The following is a 16,716-nucleotide window of genomic DNA, read 5'->3' as shown; positions in this document are numbered from 1 at the left end:
GCAAGGGCCTGGACGGTGGCGCCAACCCGGCGCTGCCGTGCCAATGGCGGTTTGCTCACCCCGCCCTGCTCTGCTAGTGTCGCGGCGTTCAGACTACCGCCGAGACTGCCGCCATGGCCCGCAAAAAAGCTTCCCTTGATTTCGAGCAATCCCTTGCCGAGTTGCAGGCACTGGTCGAGCGCCTGGAGAACGGCGAGTTGTCCCTGGAGGACTCGCTTGCCGCTTTCGAACAAGGCATTGCCCTGACGCGTGATTGCCAAGGCGCCCTGGCTCAGGCCGAACAAAAGGTGCAGGTGCTGCTGGAGCGCGATGGCGAACTGACCGCCCAACCCTTCGACGTGGAGCCCGAGGCATGATCGGTGCCTATCAGTCCGCCTGCCAGGCCCGTGTCGATGGCGCACTCGAGCCGTTGTTCATCGCCCCCACTCCCGAGCTCGAGCGCCTGTATGCCGCCATGCGCTACAGCGTGATGAACGGCGGCAAGCGCGTACGCCCGCTGCTCGTCTATGCGGCCTGCGAGGCCTTGGGCGCTCCGGCGCAGCACGCCAACGGCGCCGCTTGCGCAGTCGAGCTCATCCACGCTTACTCGCTGGTCCATGACGACTTGCCGGCCATGGACGACGACGACCTGCGTCGCGGCCAGCCGACCACACACAAGGCGTTCGACGAGGCCTGCGCCATTCTGGCCGGTGACGGCCTGCAAAGCCTGGCCTTCAACGCATTGCTCGACCCCCACCTGAGCCCCCAGACCGACGCACTTCGCCTGGCCATGGTGCAGGCCCTGGCCACGGCCGCCGGCCCCGCTGGCATGGTGGGCGGGCAAGCCATCGACCTGGGTTCGGTGGGCATGAAGCTGGACCAGCAGGCCTTGGCGTTCATGCACCGGCACAAGACCGGTGCCCTGATCGAAGCCAGCGTCCGCCTGGGCGGGCTGGCCAGTGCCCGTGCCGACCAGGCGCAGCTCGATGCCTTGCAGGTGTATGCGCAGGCCATTGGCCTGGCCTTCCAGGTTCAGGACGACATCCTGGATGTGGAAAGCGATACGGCTACACTGGGTAAACGCCAGGGCGCCGACATCGCCCGCGACAAGCCGACTTACCCTGCCCTGCTGGGCATGGAGGCGGCCAAGGCCTACGCGATCGAACTGCGCGACCAGGCACTGGTCGCATTGGAAAGGTTCGACGAAAAGGCCGAACCACTGCGAGCCCTGGCGCGCTATATCGTCGAACGCCGCAACTGACCTGGTGAGTACCGCGTGATGGCTGCGAAGCCGCCCGCGCGTCACCCGTCTGAATGGGCAGCTTTTCCTACAATGGGGTAAACTGCCGCGTCTTAATACACCTATAACGACTCGCCTGATGCCCACGACGTTTCAAGAGATCCCCCGCGAACGCCCGGTCACGCCGCTGCTCGACCGCGCTGACACGCCAGATGGCTTGCGCCGCCTGGCCGAAGCCGACCTGGAGACCCTGGCCGACGAGTTGCGCCAGGAGCTTCTGTATACCGTGGGCCAGACCGGTGGGCACTTCGGTGCCGGCCTGGGCGTCATCGAGCTGACCATCGCCCTGCACTACGTCTTCGATACCCCCGATGACCGGCTGGTATGGGACGTGGGTCACCAGGCCTACCCGCACAAGATTCTGACCGGCCGCCGAAACCGCATGCTCAGCCTGCGCCAGAAAGACGGCGTAGCCGCCTTCCCGCGCCGCAGCGAAAGCGTGTACGACACCTTCGGCGTCGGTCACTCCAGTACATCGATCAGCGCGGCACTTGGCATGGCCATTGCGGCGCGCCTGCAAAACAGCGCTCGCAAGTCCATTGCGGTCATCGGCGACGGCGCACTCACGGCGGGCATGGCCTTCGAGGCGTTGAACCACGCCCAGGAAGTCAACGCCGACATGCTGGTGATCCTCAACGACAACGACATGTCGATTTCGCGCAATGTGGGGGGCTTGTCCAACTACCTGGCCAAGATCCTCTCCAGCCGTACCTACACCAGCATGCGCGAAGGCAGCAAGAAAGTGCTGTCGCGCCTGCCAGGTGCGTGGGAAATAGCGCGGCGTACCGAAGAGTATGCCAAGGGCATGCTGGTCCCCGGCACGCTGTTCGAAGAGTTGGGCTGGAACTACATCGGCCCCATCGATGGTCACGACCTGCCCACGATGATCGCCACCCTGCGCAACATGCGCGACCTCAAGGGCCCGCAGTTCCTGCACGTGGTGACCAAAAAGGGCAAGGGGTTCGCCCCGGCCGAGATCGACCCGATCGGCTACCACGCCATCACCAAGCTCGAGCCCGTGGACAAGCCGGTTGCGCCGAAACTGGCCAGCGGACCGAAGTATTCCGCCGTGTTCGGCCAGTGGCTCTGCGACATGGCCGCTGCCGACGATCGCCTTGTCGGCATCACGCCGGCCATGAAGGAAGGCTCCGACCTGGTGGCGTTCAGCGAGCGCTACCCTGAACGCTACTTCGACGTGGCGATTGCCGAACAGCATGCCGTCACCCTCGCGGCGGGCATGGCTTGCGAAGGTAGCAAGCCGGTGGTGGCCATCTACTCGACCTTCCTGCAGAGGGCCTACGACCAGTTGATTCATGACGTGGCCGTGCAGAACCTGGACGTGCTGTTCGCCATCGACCGGGCCGGTCTGGTGGGTGAAGACGGCCCGACCCATGCCGGCAGCTATGACCTGTCCTACCTGCGCTGCATCCCTGGCATGCTGGTGATGACGCCCAGCGACGAAAGCGAGCTGCGCAGGATGCTCAGCACCGGCCACCTGTACAACGGCCCGGCTGCCGTGCGCTATCCGCGCGGTACAGGCCCTGGCGCGGCTGTCGACGAGGGGTTGGAACCGCTGGAGATTGGCAAGGGCGTGGTGCGTCGCCGGGGTGAAAAGGTCGCGCTGTTGGTCTTTGGCGTACAGTTGGCCGAAGCCCTGCAAGTGGCCGAACAGATCAATGCCACGGTCGTCGACATGCGCTTCGTCAAGCCTCTGGATGAATCCCTGGTGCTGGAAATGGCAGGTAGCCACGAACTGCTGGTAACCATCGAAGAGAACGCCATCATGGGCGGTGCCGGTGCTGCCGTAGGCGAGTGCCTGGCCAGGGAGGCGGTGGTCAAGCCGTTGCTGCACCTGGGCTTGCCGGACCTCTATGTCGAACACGCCAAGCCTGCGCAGATGCTGGCAGAGTGCGGGCTGGATGCAGCGGGCATCGAAGCGAGCGTCAAAGCCCGCATGGTCAAGCTGGGGCTTTGATGTGCAGGGCTGCGCTGCAGCCCTGTTGCTCAGCCAAACGAGCCGGCATTCATTTACCCAACGAGGTTGGTGATTGCCGGCTTTTTCTTCGTTCATGGCGACTCTGAGGGCAAGGGCCTTTCTCCGCTGGGCCCCGTCGTGTTGGAGTGCGCAGACTTCGCAGACGTGTACCGCCCGTGAAAAGCCCGACCCTCGCCACCCTGCTTTGCCTCCCTCTGCCCCTGCTGGCGTCCGAACGCGACGAAGCCCTTAAACTGCCTGATGTGCTCATCAGCGCCAGCCGCCAGGTAGAGTCGCGCACCGCCACCAGTGCTGCGAATACCGTGTTCACCCGGACCGATATCGACCGCCTGCAACCGAGCAGCGTCATGGATTTGCTCAGCCGCGTGCCGGGCGTGCAAGTGGCACCGACCGGCGGACGCGGCAGCTTGCCAGGCCTTTTCATTCGCGGCACGAAGACTGCGCAAACGCTAGTGTTGGTCGATGGTGTACGCATCGCCAACGCGACCTCAGGCGACAGCGGCCTGCAGTTTCTCAACGTCGACCAGATCGAGCGTGTCGAAGTGCTTCGCGGCTCCCGGTCGGCGGTGTATGGCAGCGATGCCATTGGCGGGGTCATCCAGGTGTTCACCCGGCGCAGCGTCGATGATGGCCTGCACCCGCGTGTGCGTCTGGCCGCCGGTAGCCGAAAAACCTTCCAGCGCAGCCTGGGTGTGTCGGGCGCCGACGGCTCAACGCGCTTCAACCTGGGCGCAAGCCTGGACGAAACGGCAGGCATCGATTCAACAGGACCGTCGTTCGGCAGCGACGCCGACCATGACGCTTACCGTAACAAATCGCTCAACTTCAGCCTGAGCCAGACGCTCGGCGAGCGCGTGGAAGTCGGCATGAACCTGCTGCACAGTCAGGGCCGCAGTCAATACGACAACCCATTCGGCGGCTTCGACCCTGTCACCTACGAAAGCGTCGGCCAGCAGCCTTACACCGACTTCAGTGTCGCCAGCCTGGGCAGTTACCTCGACGCCCAGCCCAACGACAACTGGCACACGCGGCTGGAGGTAGCGCACAGCGAAAACCGTGACGACAAGCGCGACACGTTGAGCAGTGAACGCTTTGTGTTCAACACCTACCGCGACCAGATGACCTGGCAGAACGATCTGGCCCTGAACGACCAGCACAGCCTGCTCGCCGGAGCCGACTGGTATCAGGACCGCGTGCACGCCAGCACCGACTTCGAGAAGGACAGCCGTTGGAATCGAGCGGTGTTTCTTCAGCATCGCTACCAAGGCCCGCTGTTCTCCACTGAAGTGGGCGTACGCCAGGACCGCAACGAGCAATTCGGCACCCATACCACCTGGAGTGGCAGCGTGACCGTTGCGCTGGATGATCGCAATGATGTGGTGCTGTCCTACAGCGAAGGCTTCCGGGCCCCGACATTCAACGACCTGTATTACCCGCAGTTCAGCAACCCTGACTTGGACCCCGAGCACTCCAGGACGCATGAAGTGCAGTGGCGCAGCCAGCTGTCTCCCGACACCCGCCTGGAGGCGTCCCTGTACCGCACCGACCTGAGCGATGCGATCGTGTTCGGCCAGGATGCCATCCCCCGCAACGTAGCCTCGGCGCGCGTCGACGGTGTAGAGCTGGCCCTGGCCCAGCAGTGGGGCGACTGGAGCAGCCAGCTGGGCCTGGCGATGATCGACCCCCGTGACCGCGACAGTGGCCATACATTGGCCCGACGGGCACGCCGCACCCTGAGCCTGGACCTGGACCGCCGTGTGGGTCCCTTCGGCGTCGGTGCCAGTGTGCAAGCCGTCAGCAGCAGCTACGACGATGAAGCCAACCGCAGCCGTTTGGGTGGGTACGGGCTGCTGGGCCTGCGCGGCAGTTGGGCAGCCACCGAGGCGCTGACGGTGGAGGCGAAGCTGGACAACCTGTTCGACCGTGGCTACAGCCGCGCCCTGTACAGCTACGAGGGCAACCCCCACGCCTATCGGGAAGAAGGGCGCACGTTGTTGTTCAGCGTGACCTGGACACCGGCGCTCTAGCAGCTAGCAGTTCGCACAGGCGAGCCGTCGCTTCGATCATCTGCCCACTGGGGCGCTCGATACCGTTGTCCGGTACCACCAGCAACCCGTCCTGCGCCACCGCGCGCAGCATCGGCCAGGCCTTCCAGCTGGCCAACTGTTGCACATCGGCGGCCAGGATGATGTCGGGGTCGCGGGCGATGACCGACTCCACGCTCACCTGTGACGCTGCCGGGTTCAAATCCGCAAAGACATTCCGCGCACCACAGACGGCCAATGCATCGCTGATCACTTGTTGCCCACCCAGGGTGTACAAAGGGCGATCCCAGACTTGGTAGAAGACCTGCAGAGGCCTGTCACGGCGGTATTGCTGGCGCAGTGCGTTCAATCGTGCTCGCAAGGCGTGAGCGTAGCGGCGCCCTTGATCAGCGCGGCCCACGTGCTCGGCAATTTCTTCGATCTGGCCAATCAACTGTTCGATGCCGCGGGGCTCTGCGCTGAAAGTAGGGATGCCCAGACGCTTGAGCTGGTCGCGCTGCGCAGGGGGTACGCTGCCCGGCCACAGCAAGAGCAAATCAGGGCGCAGACTGAGCAAGCGCTCCATATCCAGCTGGCCATAGCGCCCCACCGAGGGTAGCGCTCGCAGCGCAGGGGGCCGTTCCCCCCCATCGAGCACCCCCACCAGCAGATCGCCTGCCTGAAGTTCGAGCATGATGTCCGTCATCGACGGTGCCAGGCTGACGACGCGCACTGGCCCAGCGCTCGCCAGGCTACAGGCCAGAAGCGCCAGCCCCGCAATGAGCCGGCGCATCAGCCGAGCTGAGGCGGCAGGCGGTACAGGTACAGCAACACCACGGTGGACAAGGCCAGCAGCACCTGCGGGACGGTCTCCAGCCCTAACAGCACCGACACCGCGGCTACCCAGGCGGGGAAGCAGGCATAGGTCATGGCCAGGCGCCGCACGCGAGCCAGTTCGATCCATGCAGCAGGCTCGGCTTCGGTACCGAGTGCCTTGGAGGTGGCAATCAGCGCGCGCTTGTAGGCCCCGAAGCGCGGCAAGGTGAGAAACAACGTGGCTGCGCCAGCGATGAACAGCGGCATGGCCAACATGGGAATCATCGCCTCGCCACCGCCAAAGGCCCAGGCCATGACCGGCAGCGGCACGAGGCCCACTGCCAGGTATTGCCACCAGGCCAGGGCAAGACGCCGCTTGACCTCGGCACGGGTCACGCCTGGGGCACCTCGCCCTGGTGTTCGTTGCCCAGCATATGGCCCAGCTTGCCGGCCTTGGTCGCCAGGTAATGGCTGTTGTGCGGGTTGTGCCCGGTATGCAGCGGCACACGCTCGGCTACCACGATATCCATGTCGGTCAGGGCCTTGACCTTGCGCGGGTTGTTGGTCATCAAGCGCAACGCCTTGACTCCCAGGTGCTCGAGCATGGGCAGGCAGATGGCGTAGTCGCGTTGGTCGGCGGCAAACCCGAGGCGCTCGTTGGCTTCGACCGTGTCCGCCCCGCCGTCCTGCAGTTCGTAGGCGCGGATCTTGTTCAGCAGGCCAATGCCACGGCCTTCCTGGCGCAGGTAAAGCAGCACGCCACGGCCTTCTCGGGCGATCGCCTGGAGGGCAGCTTCGAGTTGCGAACCGCAATCACAGCGTTGACTGAACAAGGCGTCGCCGGTCAGGCACTCGGAATGCAGGCGCCCCAATACCGGCTGCCCATCGGCGATATCACCCAGGCTGAGCACCACGTGCTCGCGGCCGGTGGCTTCATCCAGAAAGCCGTGCATGGTGAAAGTCGCGAAAGGCGTCGGGAGTTTAGAGGCTGCAACAAAGACGACGGGCACGTTGTGCTCCTGGGATAAGTGGGAATTTCAATGGACCGATTGTATCAGCAGCTTACGGGCAGTGCTCCGGCAGTATACCGCCGGTTATTATCGAAAACCTCGATGCGTGGCAGGTGCGGTTATGCGCAACGCGCTACGGCTTGGCGCTGGTATCGAAAGGATAAGGCTGTTTCCAACGCTCGAATATCGGCCTGAGTTCGCCGCTGCGCACCAGTTCGGCCATGCGTTTGTCGAACACATCACGCAGTGCCTCACCCCGTTCACTGCGGGCGAACGCCAGGTACATGGGCAGCTCGACCACGTGGGTACGCCGGAATCGATCAGGTTGCGAGCTTTGCCCAATGACGTAGTCCACTTCGGTCATGGCGTCGACATAGAAGTCCACCCGGTCATGCTCAAGCATGGGCAGAATGCCTTCGCGCCGCTGGATTTCACGGTACTCCCGCACGCGGGGCAGGTATTTGCCATAGGCATAGCCACGCACCCAGGCCAGGCGATAGTCGCCTATGGTTGCCAGTGTGGGGGCCGGCTTGCTGGCAAGCCCGAGGGCGTAGATATGATCGACGTCGAAATGCCAGCGAGGGTAGAGGTTGTCTTCACTTTCGTTCTTGTAGGAGCCGACCCAGGCATCAGCCTCGCCACGTTTGACCAGGCCAATGGCACGGCTGTAGGGCGCACTCTGCGGCACGACTTCGATCCCTGCGGGCTGGAACACCTTGCGCATCACGTCCCAGGCCACACCGGTGCCATCTGCGTTGGTGTAGTCGGCCCACTCCTCGCTGACCAGGTGAACCTGGTCAGGTTGGCTGTCGCCGGCAGTCGCCCACGGGGCCGCGACCATCAGTAATGCCAGCAGCACACCCTTCAGCACCATGGCAGCCCCCGTTCTATGCGACAGCCCATACCAGAACCTGCATGCCCAACCAGGCGAAGACGCCGGCCAGCACGTCATCGAGCATGATGCCGACGCCGCCATGGACGTGACGATCAATCCAACGGATGGGCCAAGGCTTGAGGATGTCGAAGAAGCGGAACATCAGAAAGCCCGCCAACAGCCACTGCCAGCCATCGGGCACCAGCCACAGCGTAATCCACATGCCGACCATTTCGTCCCAGACGATGCCTTCATGGTCATGCACGCGCAAGTCATTAGCCACCTTGCCGCACAGCCAGAAGCCGAACAGCATGGTGATACCCAGTACCAGCCAGTAGCCCCAATCGGGCAGCATCTGCCAGAGCGGAATGAAGGGTATCGCCACCAGCGAGCCCCAGGTGCCAGGCGCCTTGGGCAAGGTGCCGGAGCCGAACCCGAACGCGATGAAGTGCCAAGGGTTGCGCCAGACCGATGGCGGAACGAACTCCGCAGGCACCTGATTGGGGTGGTCGGTCACGGTATCTCCCTAAAGTGTTGGTAGCCCCGCTGCCGAGGCGTGATGTCCTGACCGTGCGCGTCGCGCAGGGACACGCCCTGCCCTTGCAGTACGCGGCCAATCGGGTAGACCTGGATGAAGCCAAAGTGCGCAAGGTGCGTCAAGGCGTCCGGGGGTGCCGTGAACGCCAGGATGTAGTCGTCGCCACCGGTGAGCGCTGCCTGCACGGCCGCCTCGCGCCCCAGGAACGCCTCCACTTCGGGGGACACCGGCACTTGTGCCAGGTTCACCTCCAGCGCCACGCCAGAGGCCTTGGCGATGTGACCGCAATCGGCCAGCAAGCCATCGGAAATATCGAGTGCCGCCGTAGCGTGCCCTCTGAGCAAGGCACCGAGGGTGAGCTGCGGCATGGGTGCCCAGTAGTGGGCCAGCAGCTGCGCTGCCACGGCCGGCGGTGCCTGGCGCTGCCCGAGCACCAGGGGCAAGGCGCCAGCGGCCTTGCCCAGCGAACCACCGACATACAGCAGGTCGCCCGGCTGGGCGCCAGTGCGTCGTAATGCCTGCCCGGTGGGCACACGGCCGAACACCGTCACGGTAATGCTCAACGGACCCCGGGTCGTGTCACCGCCAATCAGGCTCATGCGGCAGCGGTGTGCCATGCGGCTGAGCCCTGCCGAAAACTCCTCCAACCACTCGTGGCTGACGTCAGGCAGGGTAAGGGCCAGCGTGAAGCCGATCGCAGTGGCGCCCATGGCGGCCAGATCACTGACAGCGACGGCCAGGCAGCGCTGCCCCAGCAGCTTCGGGTCGCAGACGGCAGGGAAATGCACGCCGGCTACCAGGGTGTCGGTCGAGACGGCCAACTGCTCACCGGGAGGGAGATCCAGCAGGGCACAGTCGTCACCGATGCCCAGCGCCACCCCTTCGCCCTCGCCGTGCACGGCACAGTGCGCGGAGGCGAAGTAACGGTTGATCAGCTCGAACTCACCCATGGCCAGGCTGCGCCGCAATCAGCGCTTGTTCGCCTTGACTTCGACTTCGCGCAGCGTCGGTGCCAGTTTGTCGAGCACGCCGTTGACGAACTTGTGGCCGTCGGTGGCGCCGAAGACCTTGGCCAGCTCGACGCCTTCGTTGATCACAACGCGATAAGGCACGTCGATGCGCTTGATGAATTCCCAGGTGGACAGACGCAACACGGCCAGTTCGACCGGGTCGAGCTCGTCGAGGCTCAGGTCCAGGCAGGGCTTGAGCGCACCGTCGATCTCGTCCTTGATGGCCGGAACGCCATGCAGGATTTCACGGAAGTAGGCGCCGTCGACATCCGCAAAATCGTTATCGACCCGAAACTGCGCTTCGATCTCGTTCAACGAATGCTGCGCCATGTGCCATTGATACAGTGCCTGGGTCGCGAGCTTGCGGGCTTCACGGCGCTTGGCGCTCTTCGATGGCTTGCCGGCATCCGCAGGTTTGGGATCGCGCGGGTTGAAACGATCGCTTTCGTCGCTAATCACTTGGCCTCCAACTGCGCCAGCAGGCTTACCATTTCCAGGGCAGACAGGGCGGCTTCTGCACCTTTGTTGCCGGCCTTGGTGCCGGAACGCTCGATGGCCTGCTCGATGGAGTCGACGGTCAATACGCCGAACGCCACAGGGACACCGAACTCCATGGACACCTGGGCCAGGCCCTTGGTGCACTCGCCCGCCACGTATTCAAAGTGCGGGGTGCCGCCACGGATCACAGCGCCCAGTGCGATGATCGCGTCGTAAGCACCCTGCTGGGCGACCTTCTGGGCAACCAGCGGAATTTCGAACGCGCCAGGCGCACGGATGATGGTGATGTCGTTTTCGCTGACGCCATGGCGTACCAGGGCATCAACGGCACCACTTACCAGGCTTTCGACAACGAAGCTGTTGAAGCGGCCAACCACCAAAGCATAGCGACCTTTGGGGGCAATGAAGGTACCTTCGATAGTCTTCAGGGTCATTGCGATATTCTCATCTTCAAACGCAAGGCCGCTTGCTGGCGGCCTCGACAGGGGTATGGACTCGAGCTGCAGGGCGTCATTGCCGCCTCAAGTCACTCGGAGGGCACGTATTCTACAACTTCCAGGTCGAATCCGGATATCGCATTGAACTTCATCGGCGAACTCATCAGGCGCATCTTGCGCACGCCCAGGTCACGCAGGATCTGCGAACCGGCACCCACGGTGCTGTAGGTGGTCGGGGTCTTGGCCGGTGCATCGCCTGCGCTTTCGCGGATATGAGCGAGCAGCACGTCGCCATCGAGCGGGTGCCCCAGCAGCAGCACCACACCGCTTCCGGCTTCGGCCACGGCGGCCATGGCGGCGCGCAGGCTCCAGCGGCCCGGCTGTTTGACCAGCAGCAGGTCACGCAGCGGGTCCATGTTATGCACCCGCACCAGAGTAGGCTCTTCGGCGCAGATGGTGCCCAGGGTCAAGGCCATGTGCACGTCACCTTCCACCGCATCGCGGTAGGTGACCAGGTTGAACTCGCCCAGCTCGCTTTCCACCGACTGCTCGGAGACCCGCTGCACGGTGCGCTCGTGGATCATGCGGTAGTGAATGAGATCGGCGATGGTGCCGATCTTCAGGCCGTGCTCGGCCGCGAACACTTCCAGTTCGGCGCGGCGCGACATGGTGCCGTCGTCGTTCATCACCTCGCAGATCACGCCGCTGGGTTCGAACCCGGCCATGCGTGCCAGGTCGCAGGCTGCCTCGGTGTGCCCGGCGCGTGCCAGCGTACCGCCTGGCTGAGCCATGAGCGGGAAGATATGCCCGGGGCTGACGATGTCTTCAGCCTTGGCGTCCCGGGCGGCAGCCGCTTGCACGGTGCGGGCACGGTCGGCGGCGGAGATGCCGGTGGTGACCCCTTCGGCCGCCTCGATCGAAACGGTGAACTTGGTGCCGAAGCCCGAGCCATTGCGCGGCGCCATCAGCGGCAGCTTGAGGGTTTCGCAACGTTCGCGGGTCATTGGCATGCAGATCAGGCCACGGGCGTGCTTGGCCATGAAGTTGATGTGCTCGGGCTGGCAGCATTCGGCTGCCATGATGATATCGCCTTCGTTCTCGCGGTCTTCGTCATCCATCAGGATGACCATTTTGCCCTGGCGGATGTCTTCGACCAGTTCTTCGATGCTGTTGAGCGCCACGCGGCACCCCCTTCTCAATCAGGATTTCAAGAAGCCGTTGGCGGCCAGGAAACTTTCGGTGATGCCACTGCCCTTGCTCGGCTCGGCCGCCTTGTCACCCAGCAGCAAGCGCTCCAGGTAACGGGCCAGCAGGTCGACCTCAAGGTTTACCCGACGCCCTGCGCGGTAGTCGGCCATGATGGTTTCGGACAGGGTGTGCGGGACGATGGTCAGCTCGAATTCGGCGCCATTGACCTCGTTGACCGTCAGGCTGGTGCCATCGACGGTGATCGAACCCTTGTGGGCGATGTACTTGGCCAGTTCTCGCGGCGCACGCACGCGAAACTGGATGGCGCGGGCGTTATCGCTGCGCGAGATGATTTCGCCCACGCCGTCGACATGGCCGCTGACCAGATGCCCCCCCAGGCGGGTGGTGGGCGTCAGCGCTTTTTCAAGGTTGACCTTGCTGCCACTTTTCAGGTCGACGAAGGCCGTGCGCTTGAGGGTCTCCACGCTGACATCGGCCCAGAAGCCGTTGCCCGGCAACTCCACCGCCGTCAGGCACACGCCATTGACGGCGATGCTGTCGCCAAGCTTGACGTCACCCAGGTCGAGCCTGCCGGTGTCGACGTGCACGCGCACGTCGCCGCCTTTGGGCGTCAGGCTGCGGATGGTGCCGATGGATTCGATGATGCCGGTGAACATGGGTCTTCCTCAAAACGGTGTGCGCGGGGCAAGCCGCGCATTATACGCCGGGAGCAGGTAGCGGTACGGCTGTGACCCGCCAGTCATCGCCTACTGCGCGCATGTCGGTGATCTTCAGCCGCGGTGCCTCGCTCATGCGGTTCAGTGGCCAGTCCAGCAGTGGGCGTGCGCTTGAGCCCAGGAAGGTGCCGGCCATGAACAGCTGGTACTCGTCGACAAGGCCTTGCTGGGCGAAGGCACCCACCAGACCTGCGCCGGCTTCCAGCAGGATTTCGTTGACGCCGCGGGCAGCCAGTGCTTGCAGCAGGGCGCGCAGGTCGACACGGCCATTGTCGCCCGGCAGGCTAAGCAGTTCATGGCCGGCAGCGGCATAACGTGGGTCATCTGCGACGGCGGTCACCACCAGTGCGGGGCCGGCCTGGAAGAATGGCGCCTGCAAGGGCAAGCGCAAACGGCCATCGACCAGTACCCGCAGCGGTGCCCGGCTCAGGGCAAGCGCGGTGGTTTCGGCGTCCAGGCCCAACTCGGCGCCACGCACCGTCATGCGCGCACCGTCAGCCAGCACGCTGCTTGCACTGGTCAGCACAACGCTTGAGCACGCGCGCAGGCGCTGCACGGCAGAACGCGCCGCAGGGCCGGTGATCCACTGGCTTTCGCCGCTGGCCATGGCGGTACGACCATCCAGGCTCATGGCCAGCTTGGCGCGCACGAACGGCAACCCCTGCTCCATGCGCTTGAGAAACCCGGGGTTGAGTGCCCGTGCCTGCGCTTCGAGCACCCCGCTGGCCACGTCGATACCAGCTTGGGCGAGCCGCTGCAGGCCTTGCCCGGCCACCTGGGGATTTGGGTCCTGCATGGCGGCCACCACCCGCGCCACGCCGGCCTTGACCAAGGCTTCGGCACACGGCGGCGTACGGCCATGGTGGCTGCAGGGTTCGAGGGTGACATAGGCACAGCCGCCCCGCGCACGCTCGCCTGCCTGGGCAAGCGCATGCACCTCGGCATGGGGCTCCCCGGCGCGTACATGCCAGCCCTCGCCCACCACCTCGCCATCGCGGACGATGACGCAGCCCACACGCGGGTTGGGGTGGGTGGTGTAGAGCCCCCTGCGCGCCAACTCAAGCGCGCGGGCCATGTAATGGGCGTCAAGCACAGCTGCGGGGGTTTGCATGCTCACTCTTTGGCTGGCTCACGGGCCAGGCGGTCGATTTCTTCGCGGAATTCGTCAAGGTCCTGGAAGCGCCGATAAACCGAGGCGAAGCGGATGTAGGCCACTTCATCGAGCTTGCGCAACTCGCCCATCACCAGCTCGCCCACTACCAGCGACTTGACCTCGCGCTCACCGGTGGCGCGCAGCCGACTCTTGATGTGGGCCAGGGCGGCTTCAAGGCGCTCGACACTGACAGGGCGTTTTTCCAGCGCACGCTGCATGCCGGCCCGCAACTTGTCTTCGTCGAAGGGCTGGCGAGTACCGTCCTGTTTGATCAGCCGGGGCAATACCAGCTCGGCGGTTTCGAAGGTGGTGAAGCGCTCGCCGCAGGCGACGCATTCGCGACGGCGCCGCACTTGCTCGCCCTCGGCGACCAGGCGCGAGTCGATGACCTTGGTGTCGTTGGCACCGCAAAACGGACAGTGCATGGTGGCAGGCAACAAAAAAAGGGAGGGCCATGGTAGCGCATCCCACTGGCAAGACAAGCCAAAGGGGTTAACATCCATGCAATTCTGCCCCTGAAGGACTACCCCATGCCTCTTCGAGCGCTTGCCGTGCTGTGCTGCGCCGCCATGCTCACCGCCTGCGGCAGTGACCGGCCCAAGACCGAACAACCGCCTGCTCCGGCGCCCGCCAAGGTGTCCAAAAAGGCCCAGCCGCTTGGCCCCTTGCCGGCTTATCAGCGCGAGCTGAGCGGCACGTTGCTGGGAATCCCCGCAGGCGCAGAGGTGGAACTTGCCCTGCTGGTGATCGATGAGCGCGATCGGCCGCAACAGCTGTTGGCCAGCAGCACCCTGCCGGGTACCGGGCAGGCCTTGCCCTACCAGCTGCGCTTCAATCCCGAGGCATTTCCGGCCGGCGCCAGGGTGGAGCTGCGCGGGCGAGCCAGCCGCTCTGGCCAGTTGATCATGCACTTGCCGCCGCTGCGTATCACCCAGGCACAGACCCAGGCCACCGGCCCGCTGCAGTTCGAAAAGGCACCGTAAGTGGCGCCAGTGGCATTGCAACAGGCCCTGAGCGGCCTGATTGGCGAAGCACGGCTGGTGATCAGCGACCTGCCCGGCTGCGCGTTGAAACTATGGCTGATCGATGACCAGAACATGGACCGCGCCTTCAGCAGTGAAGAAACCCGGCGCATTCTCGAAGACCCGCCGTACTGGAGCTTCTGCTGGGCCAGTGGCCTGGCCATGGCGCGCTACCTGGCCGAGCACCGGGAGTGGGTAGCCGGCAAGCGGGTGCTCGATTTTGGCGCCGGTTCCGGCATCGCCGGCATCGCCGCCGCCCGTGCAGGTGCGCTGGAGGTCGTGGCCTGCGACCTTGATCCGCTGGCCTTGGACGCCTGCCGTGCCAACGCCGCCCTTAACGAGGTGGAGCTGGGCTACAGCAGCGACTTTTTTGCCGAAGATGACCGTTTTGACCTGATCCTGGTGGCCGATGTGCTCTACGACCGCGCCAACCTGCCGCTGCTCGATGCCTTCCTCGACCGGGGCCGACAGGCACTGGTAGCCGACTCGCGCGTGCGGGACTTCAGCCACCCTTTGTACCGATCGCTCGGGGTGCTCGACGCCTTGACCCTGCCAGACCTGGCCGAGCCGCACGAATTCCGCCGGGTCAGCCTGTACCACGCCAGCCGCGAGCCTTTATAGTGGTGCCATTCACGGATTTGCGAGAGTCGCGATGAGCCAGGACACCCCATACATCTTCGATGCCACCGATGCCACGTTCCAGCAATTGGTGATCGAGAACTCATTCCACAAGCCGGTGCTGGTCGATTTCTGGGCCGAATGGTGCGCGCCGTGCAAGGCTTTGATGCCCCTTCTGGCAAAAATTGCCGAGGAGTACCAGGGCGAACTGCTGCTGGCCAAGATCAACTGCGACGTCGAGCAGCAGGTAGTGGCGCAATTCGGCATCCGCAGCCTGCCGACCGTGGTGCTGTTCAAGGATGGCCAGCCGGTCGACGGCTTTGCCGGTGCCCAGCCGGAATCGGCGATCCGCGCCATGCTCGAGCCGCATGTGCAGCTGCCGGCGCCACCCACCGCTTCGCCGCTGGAACAGGCGCAGGCGCTGTTCGCCGAAAGCCGCTTTGCCGAAGCCGAAGCCGTGCTGCAGCAATTGCTTGCAGAGGACAACAGCAACGCCGAAGGCCTGATTCTGTACGCCCGCTGCCTGGCCGAGCGCGGTGAGCTGGGCGAAGCCCAGGTGGTGCTGGATGCGGTCAAGACAGAGGACCACAAGGCCGCTCTGGCCGGCGCCAAGGCGCAACTGACGTTCCTGCGCCAAGCCGCCAGCCTGCCGGAGGTTGCAGACCTGAAAAGTCGCCTGGCGCAGAATCCACAGGATGACGAAGCCACGTACCAACTGTGCATTCAGCAGCTGGCACGCCAGCAGTACGAGCCCGCGCTCGAAAGCCTGCTCAAGCTGTTCCAGCGCAATCGCGGTTACGAGAACGGGTTGCCACACAAGGCATTGCTACAGGTGTTCGAGTTGCTCGGCAGTGCCCATCCGCTGGTGGGTACGTATCGCCGTAAGCTGTTTGCTGCGATGTACTGACGCTTATCAGGCGTGGAGGCATGAGCAAGGTACGCCACCCTGCTCATGCCCTAGTGCTCACACTCTGCTCTGGGATACGAGCGGCTCGGTACTGATCAGGCCCAGCACCTGTTGCCTGGGTTGCTCCGCCTTGCCCCGTGAGCCGGCCACTGACACGCTTGTCACGTCGTTCGAGGTCGTCTACGCCTTTTCGCCGGCCTGCCACACATACACCGGCGTTTCGCCCTCGCTGAACACCCGCACTTGCCCATGGTGCCGCAACCGCACCAGCAACCGCTTGGCTGCGCCAAAGTCCCCCGTGAGGCCCTGCAAATGCTCGAGCAGCTCAGGCCCCTCCATCCGGCCAGCCGTGCGCAATAATTCGCAGGCTACCCGCCACGGCCCATCATCCTTTGCTGCTGCGGGAGGCACTGCGGCAGCTGGCTGGGGTGTCGAAGCGGGGAGCTGTTCGGCTGGCCGTGCCAACTGCGCCCATTCCTGGGGATCAAGCTCGATGGTCAGGTCCACCGGCCACTTACCGATCGTTCCACGAATTCTCACTGTAGGTCCTCGCTCAAGTCATTGTCGCCATGCTACCGCAACATGAAACCTGAGCCACGAGGCTGGCGG

20 protein-coding genes are annotated in these 16,716 nt (G+C 64.4%); 7 read left to right on the top strand and 13 right to left on the bottom strand.

Annotation, left to right across the window (positions count from 1 at the left end; all coding sequences use genetic code 11):
• Positions 1 to 113: 113 nt before the first annotated feature.
• The 4 genes from FS767_RS11365 (at position 114) to FS767_RS11350 (ending at position 5,302) form a co-directional block, all read left to right on the top strand.
• A complete protein-coding gene (locus FS767_RS11365) occupies positions 114 to 356 on the top strand; it encodes an exodeoxyribonuclease VII small subunit (RefSeq protein ID WP_023534977.1) in 243 nt (80 codons plus the stop codon).
• The gene (ispA, locus tag FS767_RS11360) at positions 353 to 1,240 is read left to right on the top strand and encodes a (2E,6E)-farnesyl diphosphate synthase (RefSeq protein WP_144965423.1); all 888 of its coding nucleotides are present in this window, start codon (positions 353 to 355) and stop codon (positions 1,238 to 1,240) included. Before FS767_RS11365 ends, ispA begins: the two co-directional genes overlap by 4 nt.
• A 118-nt stretch (positions 1,241 to 1,358) precedes the next feature.
• Positions 1,359 to 3,254: a 1-deoxy-D-xylulose-5-phosphate synthase gene (gene dxs / locus FS767_RS11355; protein ID WP_144965421.1), complete on the top strand. Its 1,896-nt coding sequence runs from the start codon at positions 1,359 to 1,361 to the stop codon at positions 3,252 to 3,254.
• A gap of 176 nt (positions 3,255 to 3,430) precedes the next feature.
• The gene (locus tag FS767_RS11350) at positions 3,431 to 5,302 is read left to right on the top strand and encodes a TonB-dependent receptor domain-containing protein (RefSeq protein ID WP_144965419.1); all 1,872 of its coding nucleotides are present in this window, start codon (positions 3,431 to 3,433) and stop codon (positions 5,300 to 5,302) included.
• Here FS767_RS11350 and FS767_RS11345 read toward each other — a convergent pair.
• From FS767_RS11345 to nrdR, 12 genes are all read right to left on the bottom strand, one after another.
• Positions 5,274 to 6,092 carry a cobalamin-binding protein gene (locus FS767_RS11345; protein ID WP_144965417.1) on the bottom strand — a complete coding sequence of 273 codons (819 nt, stop codon included), beginning with the start codon at positions 6,090 to 6,092 and terminating at the stop codon, positions 5,274 to 5,276. The two genes, FS767_RS11350 and FS767_RS11345, sit on opposite strands and share 29 nt — an antisense overlap.
• On the bottom strand, positions 6,092 to 6,511 hold the full coding sequence (locus tag FS767_RS11340; RefSeq protein WP_144965416.1) for an MFS transporter: 420 nt from the start codon (positions 6,509 to 6,511) through the stop codon (positions 6,092 to 6,094). The genes FS767_RS11345 and FS767_RS11340 overlap by 1 nt, the downstream gene beginning before the upstream one ends.
• Positions 6,508 to 7,125: a GTP cyclohydrolase II gene (gene ribA, locus FS767_RS11335; RefSeq protein WP_023534989.1), complete on the bottom strand. Its 618-nt coding sequence runs from the start codon at positions 7,123 to 7,125 to the stop codon at positions 6,508 to 6,510. Before ribA ends, FS767_RS11340 begins: the two co-directional genes overlap by 4 nt.
• 133 nt (positions 7,126 to 7,258) lie before the next feature.
• Positions 7,259 to 7,999 carry an ABC transporter substrate-binding protein gene (locus FS767_RS11330; RefSeq protein ID WP_144965414.1) on the bottom strand — a complete coding sequence of 247 codons (741 nt, stop codon included), beginning with the start codon at positions 7,997 to 7,999 and terminating at the stop codon, positions 7,259 to 7,261.
• Positions 8,000 to 8,012: 13 nt separating this feature from the next.
• The gene (locus FS767_RS11325; protein ID WP_023535011.1) at positions 8,013 to 8,516 is read right to left on the bottom strand and encodes a phosphatidylglycerophosphatase A; all 504 of its coding nucleotides are present in this window, start codon (positions 8,514 to 8,516) and stop codon (positions 8,013 to 8,015) included.
• Positions 8,513 to 9,487 carry a thiamine-phosphate kinase gene (thiL, locus tag FS767_RS11320; RefSeq protein WP_144965530.1) on the bottom strand — a complete coding sequence of 325 codons (975 nt, stop codon included), beginning with the start codon at positions 9,485 to 9,487 and terminating at the stop codon, positions 8,513 to 8,515. The genes FS767_RS11325 and thiL overlap by 4 nt, the downstream gene beginning before the upstream one ends.
• 18 nt (positions 9,488 to 9,505) lie before the next feature.
• Entirely contained in the window at positions 9,506 to 10,006 is a 501-nt protein-coding gene (nusB, locus tag FS767_RS11315) for a transcription antitermination factor NusB (RefSeq protein ID WP_144965412.1), read from the bottom strand.
• Positions 10,003 to 10,479 carry a 6,7-dimethyl-8-ribityllumazine synthase gene (ribE, locus tag FS767_RS11310; RefSeq protein WP_023534949.1) on the bottom strand — a complete coding sequence of 159 codons (477 nt, stop codon included), beginning with the start codon at positions 10,477 to 10,479 and terminating at the stop codon, positions 10,003 to 10,005. The genes nusB and ribE overlap by 4 nt, the downstream gene beginning before the upstream one ends.
• Before the next feature lie 92 nt (positions 10,480 to 10,571).
• Positions 10,572 to 11,663 (bottom strand): bifunctional 3,4-dihydroxy-2-butanone-4-phosphate synthase/GTP cyclohydrolase II, encoded by a 1,092-nt coding sequence (gene ribBA / locus FS767_RS11305; protein ID WP_023535004.1) that lies wholly within the window; start codon positions 11,661 to 11,663, stop codon positions 10,572 to 10,574.
• Positions 11,664 to 11,681: 18 nt separating this feature from the next.
• Positions 11,682 to 12,347, bottom strand: coding sequence for a riboflavin synthase (locus tag FS767_RS11300; RefSeq protein ID WP_144965409.1), 666 nt, complete (start codon positions 12,345 to 12,347; stop codon positions 11,682 to 11,684).
• A gap of 40 nt (positions 12,348 to 12,387) precedes the next feature.
• Positions 12,388 to 13,518, bottom strand: coding sequence for a bifunctional diaminohydroxyphosphoribosylaminopyrimidine deaminase/5-amino-6-(5-phosphoribosylamino)uracil reductase RibD (ribD, locus tag FS767_RS11295; RefSeq protein ID WP_144965407.1), 1,131 nt, complete (start codon positions 13,516 to 13,518; stop codon positions 12,388 to 12,390).
• A 2-nt stretch (positions 13,519 to 13,520) separates the two neighbouring features.
• Entirely contained in the window at positions 13,521 to 13,985 is a 465-nt protein-coding gene (gene nrdR, locus FS767_RS11290; protein WP_027915127.1) for a transcriptional regulator NrdR, read from the bottom strand.
• Between the two features lie 105 nt (positions 13,986 to 14,090).
• Here nrdR and FS767_RS11285 point away from each other — a divergent pair, with 105 nt between their 5' ends.
• Genes FS767_RS11285 through trxA form a run of 3 tightly spaced genes read left to right on the top strand, consistent with a single transcriptional unit; the run spans position 14,091 to position 16,107 of the window.
• Complete coding sequence (locus FS767_RS11285) at positions 14,091 to 14,543, top strand: YbaY family lipoprotein (RefSeq protein ID WP_144965405.1); 453 nt, start codon at positions 14,091 to 14,093, stop codon at positions 14,541 to 14,543.
• Entirely contained in the window at positions 14,544 to 15,203 is a 660-nt protein-coding gene (locus tag FS767_RS11280; protein ID WP_144965403.1) for a methyltransferase, read from the top strand.
• Between the two features lie 31 nt (positions 15,204 to 15,234).
• A complete protein-coding gene (trxA, locus tag FS767_RS11275) occupies positions 15,235 to 16,107 on the top strand; it encodes a thioredoxin (protein WP_144965401.1) in 873 nt (290 codons plus the stop codon).
• Positions 16,108 to 16,287: 180 nt separating this feature from the next.
• Here the strand turns inward: trxA and FS767_RS11270 are convergent, their stop codons facing one another.
• Positions 16,288 to 16,647, bottom strand: coding sequence for a hypothetical protein (locus FS767_RS11270; protein ID WP_058638672.1), 360 nt, complete (start codon positions 16,645 to 16,647; stop codon positions 16,288 to 16,290).
• Positions 16,648 to 16,716 lie beyond the last annotated feature (69 nt).

This window comes from Pseudomonas sp. DE0010 (assembly GCF_007680745.1).
In the GTDB taxonomy this organism is placed as follows: Bacteria; Pseudomonadota; Gammaproteobacteria; order Pseudomonadales; family Pseudomonadaceae; genus Aquipseudomonas; species Aquipseudomonas parafulva_B.
This window is presented reverse-complemented; position numbering and strand designations above follow the sequence as displayed.

Coding starts and splice junctions, on each gene's coding strand:
- FS767_RS11365 (WP_023534977.1), top strand. CDS start 114: ATGGCCCGCAAAAAAGCTTCCCTTGATTTCGAGCAATCCCTTGCCGAG.
- ispA (WP_144965423.1), top strand. CDS start 353: ATGATCGGTGCCTATCAGTCCGCCTGCCAGGCCCGTGTCGATGGCGCA.
- dxs (WP_144965421.1), top strand. CDS start 1,359: ATGCCCACGACGTTTCAAGAGATCCCCCGCGAACGCCCGGTCACGCCG.
- FS767_RS11345 (WP_144965417.1), bottom strand. CDS start 6,092: ATGCGCCGGCTCATTGCGGGGCTGGCGCTTCTGGCCTGTAGCCTGGCG.
- FS767_RS11330 (WP_144965414.1), bottom strand. CDS start 7,999: ATGGTGCTGAAGGGTGTGCTGCTGGCATTACTGATGGTCGCGGCCCCG.
- thiL (WP_144965530.1), bottom strand. CDS start 9,487: ATGGGTGAGTTCGAGCTGATCAACCGTTACTTCGCCTCCGCGCACTGT.
- ribE (WP_023534949.1), bottom strand. CDS start 10,479: ATGACCCTGAAGACTATCGAAGGTACCTTCATTGCCCCCAAAGGTCGC.
- FS767_RS11300 (WP_144965409.1), bottom strand. CDS start 12,347: ATGTTCACCGGCATCATCGAATCCATCGGCACCATCCGCAGCCTGACG.
- ribD (WP_144965407.1), bottom strand. CDS start 13,518: ATGCAAACCCCCGCAGCTGTGCTTGACGCCCATTACATGGCCCGCGCG.
- nrdR (WP_027915127.1), bottom strand. CDS start 13,985: ATGCACTGTCCGTTTTGCGGTGCCAACGACACCAAGGTCATCGACTCG.
- FS767_RS11285 (WP_144965405.1), top strand. CDS start 14,091: ATGCCTCTTCGAGCGCTTGCCGTGCTGTGCTGCGCCGCCATGCTCACC.
- trxA (WP_144965401.1), top strand. CDS start 15,235: ATGAGCCAGGACACCCCATACATCTTCGATGCCACCGATGCCACGTTC.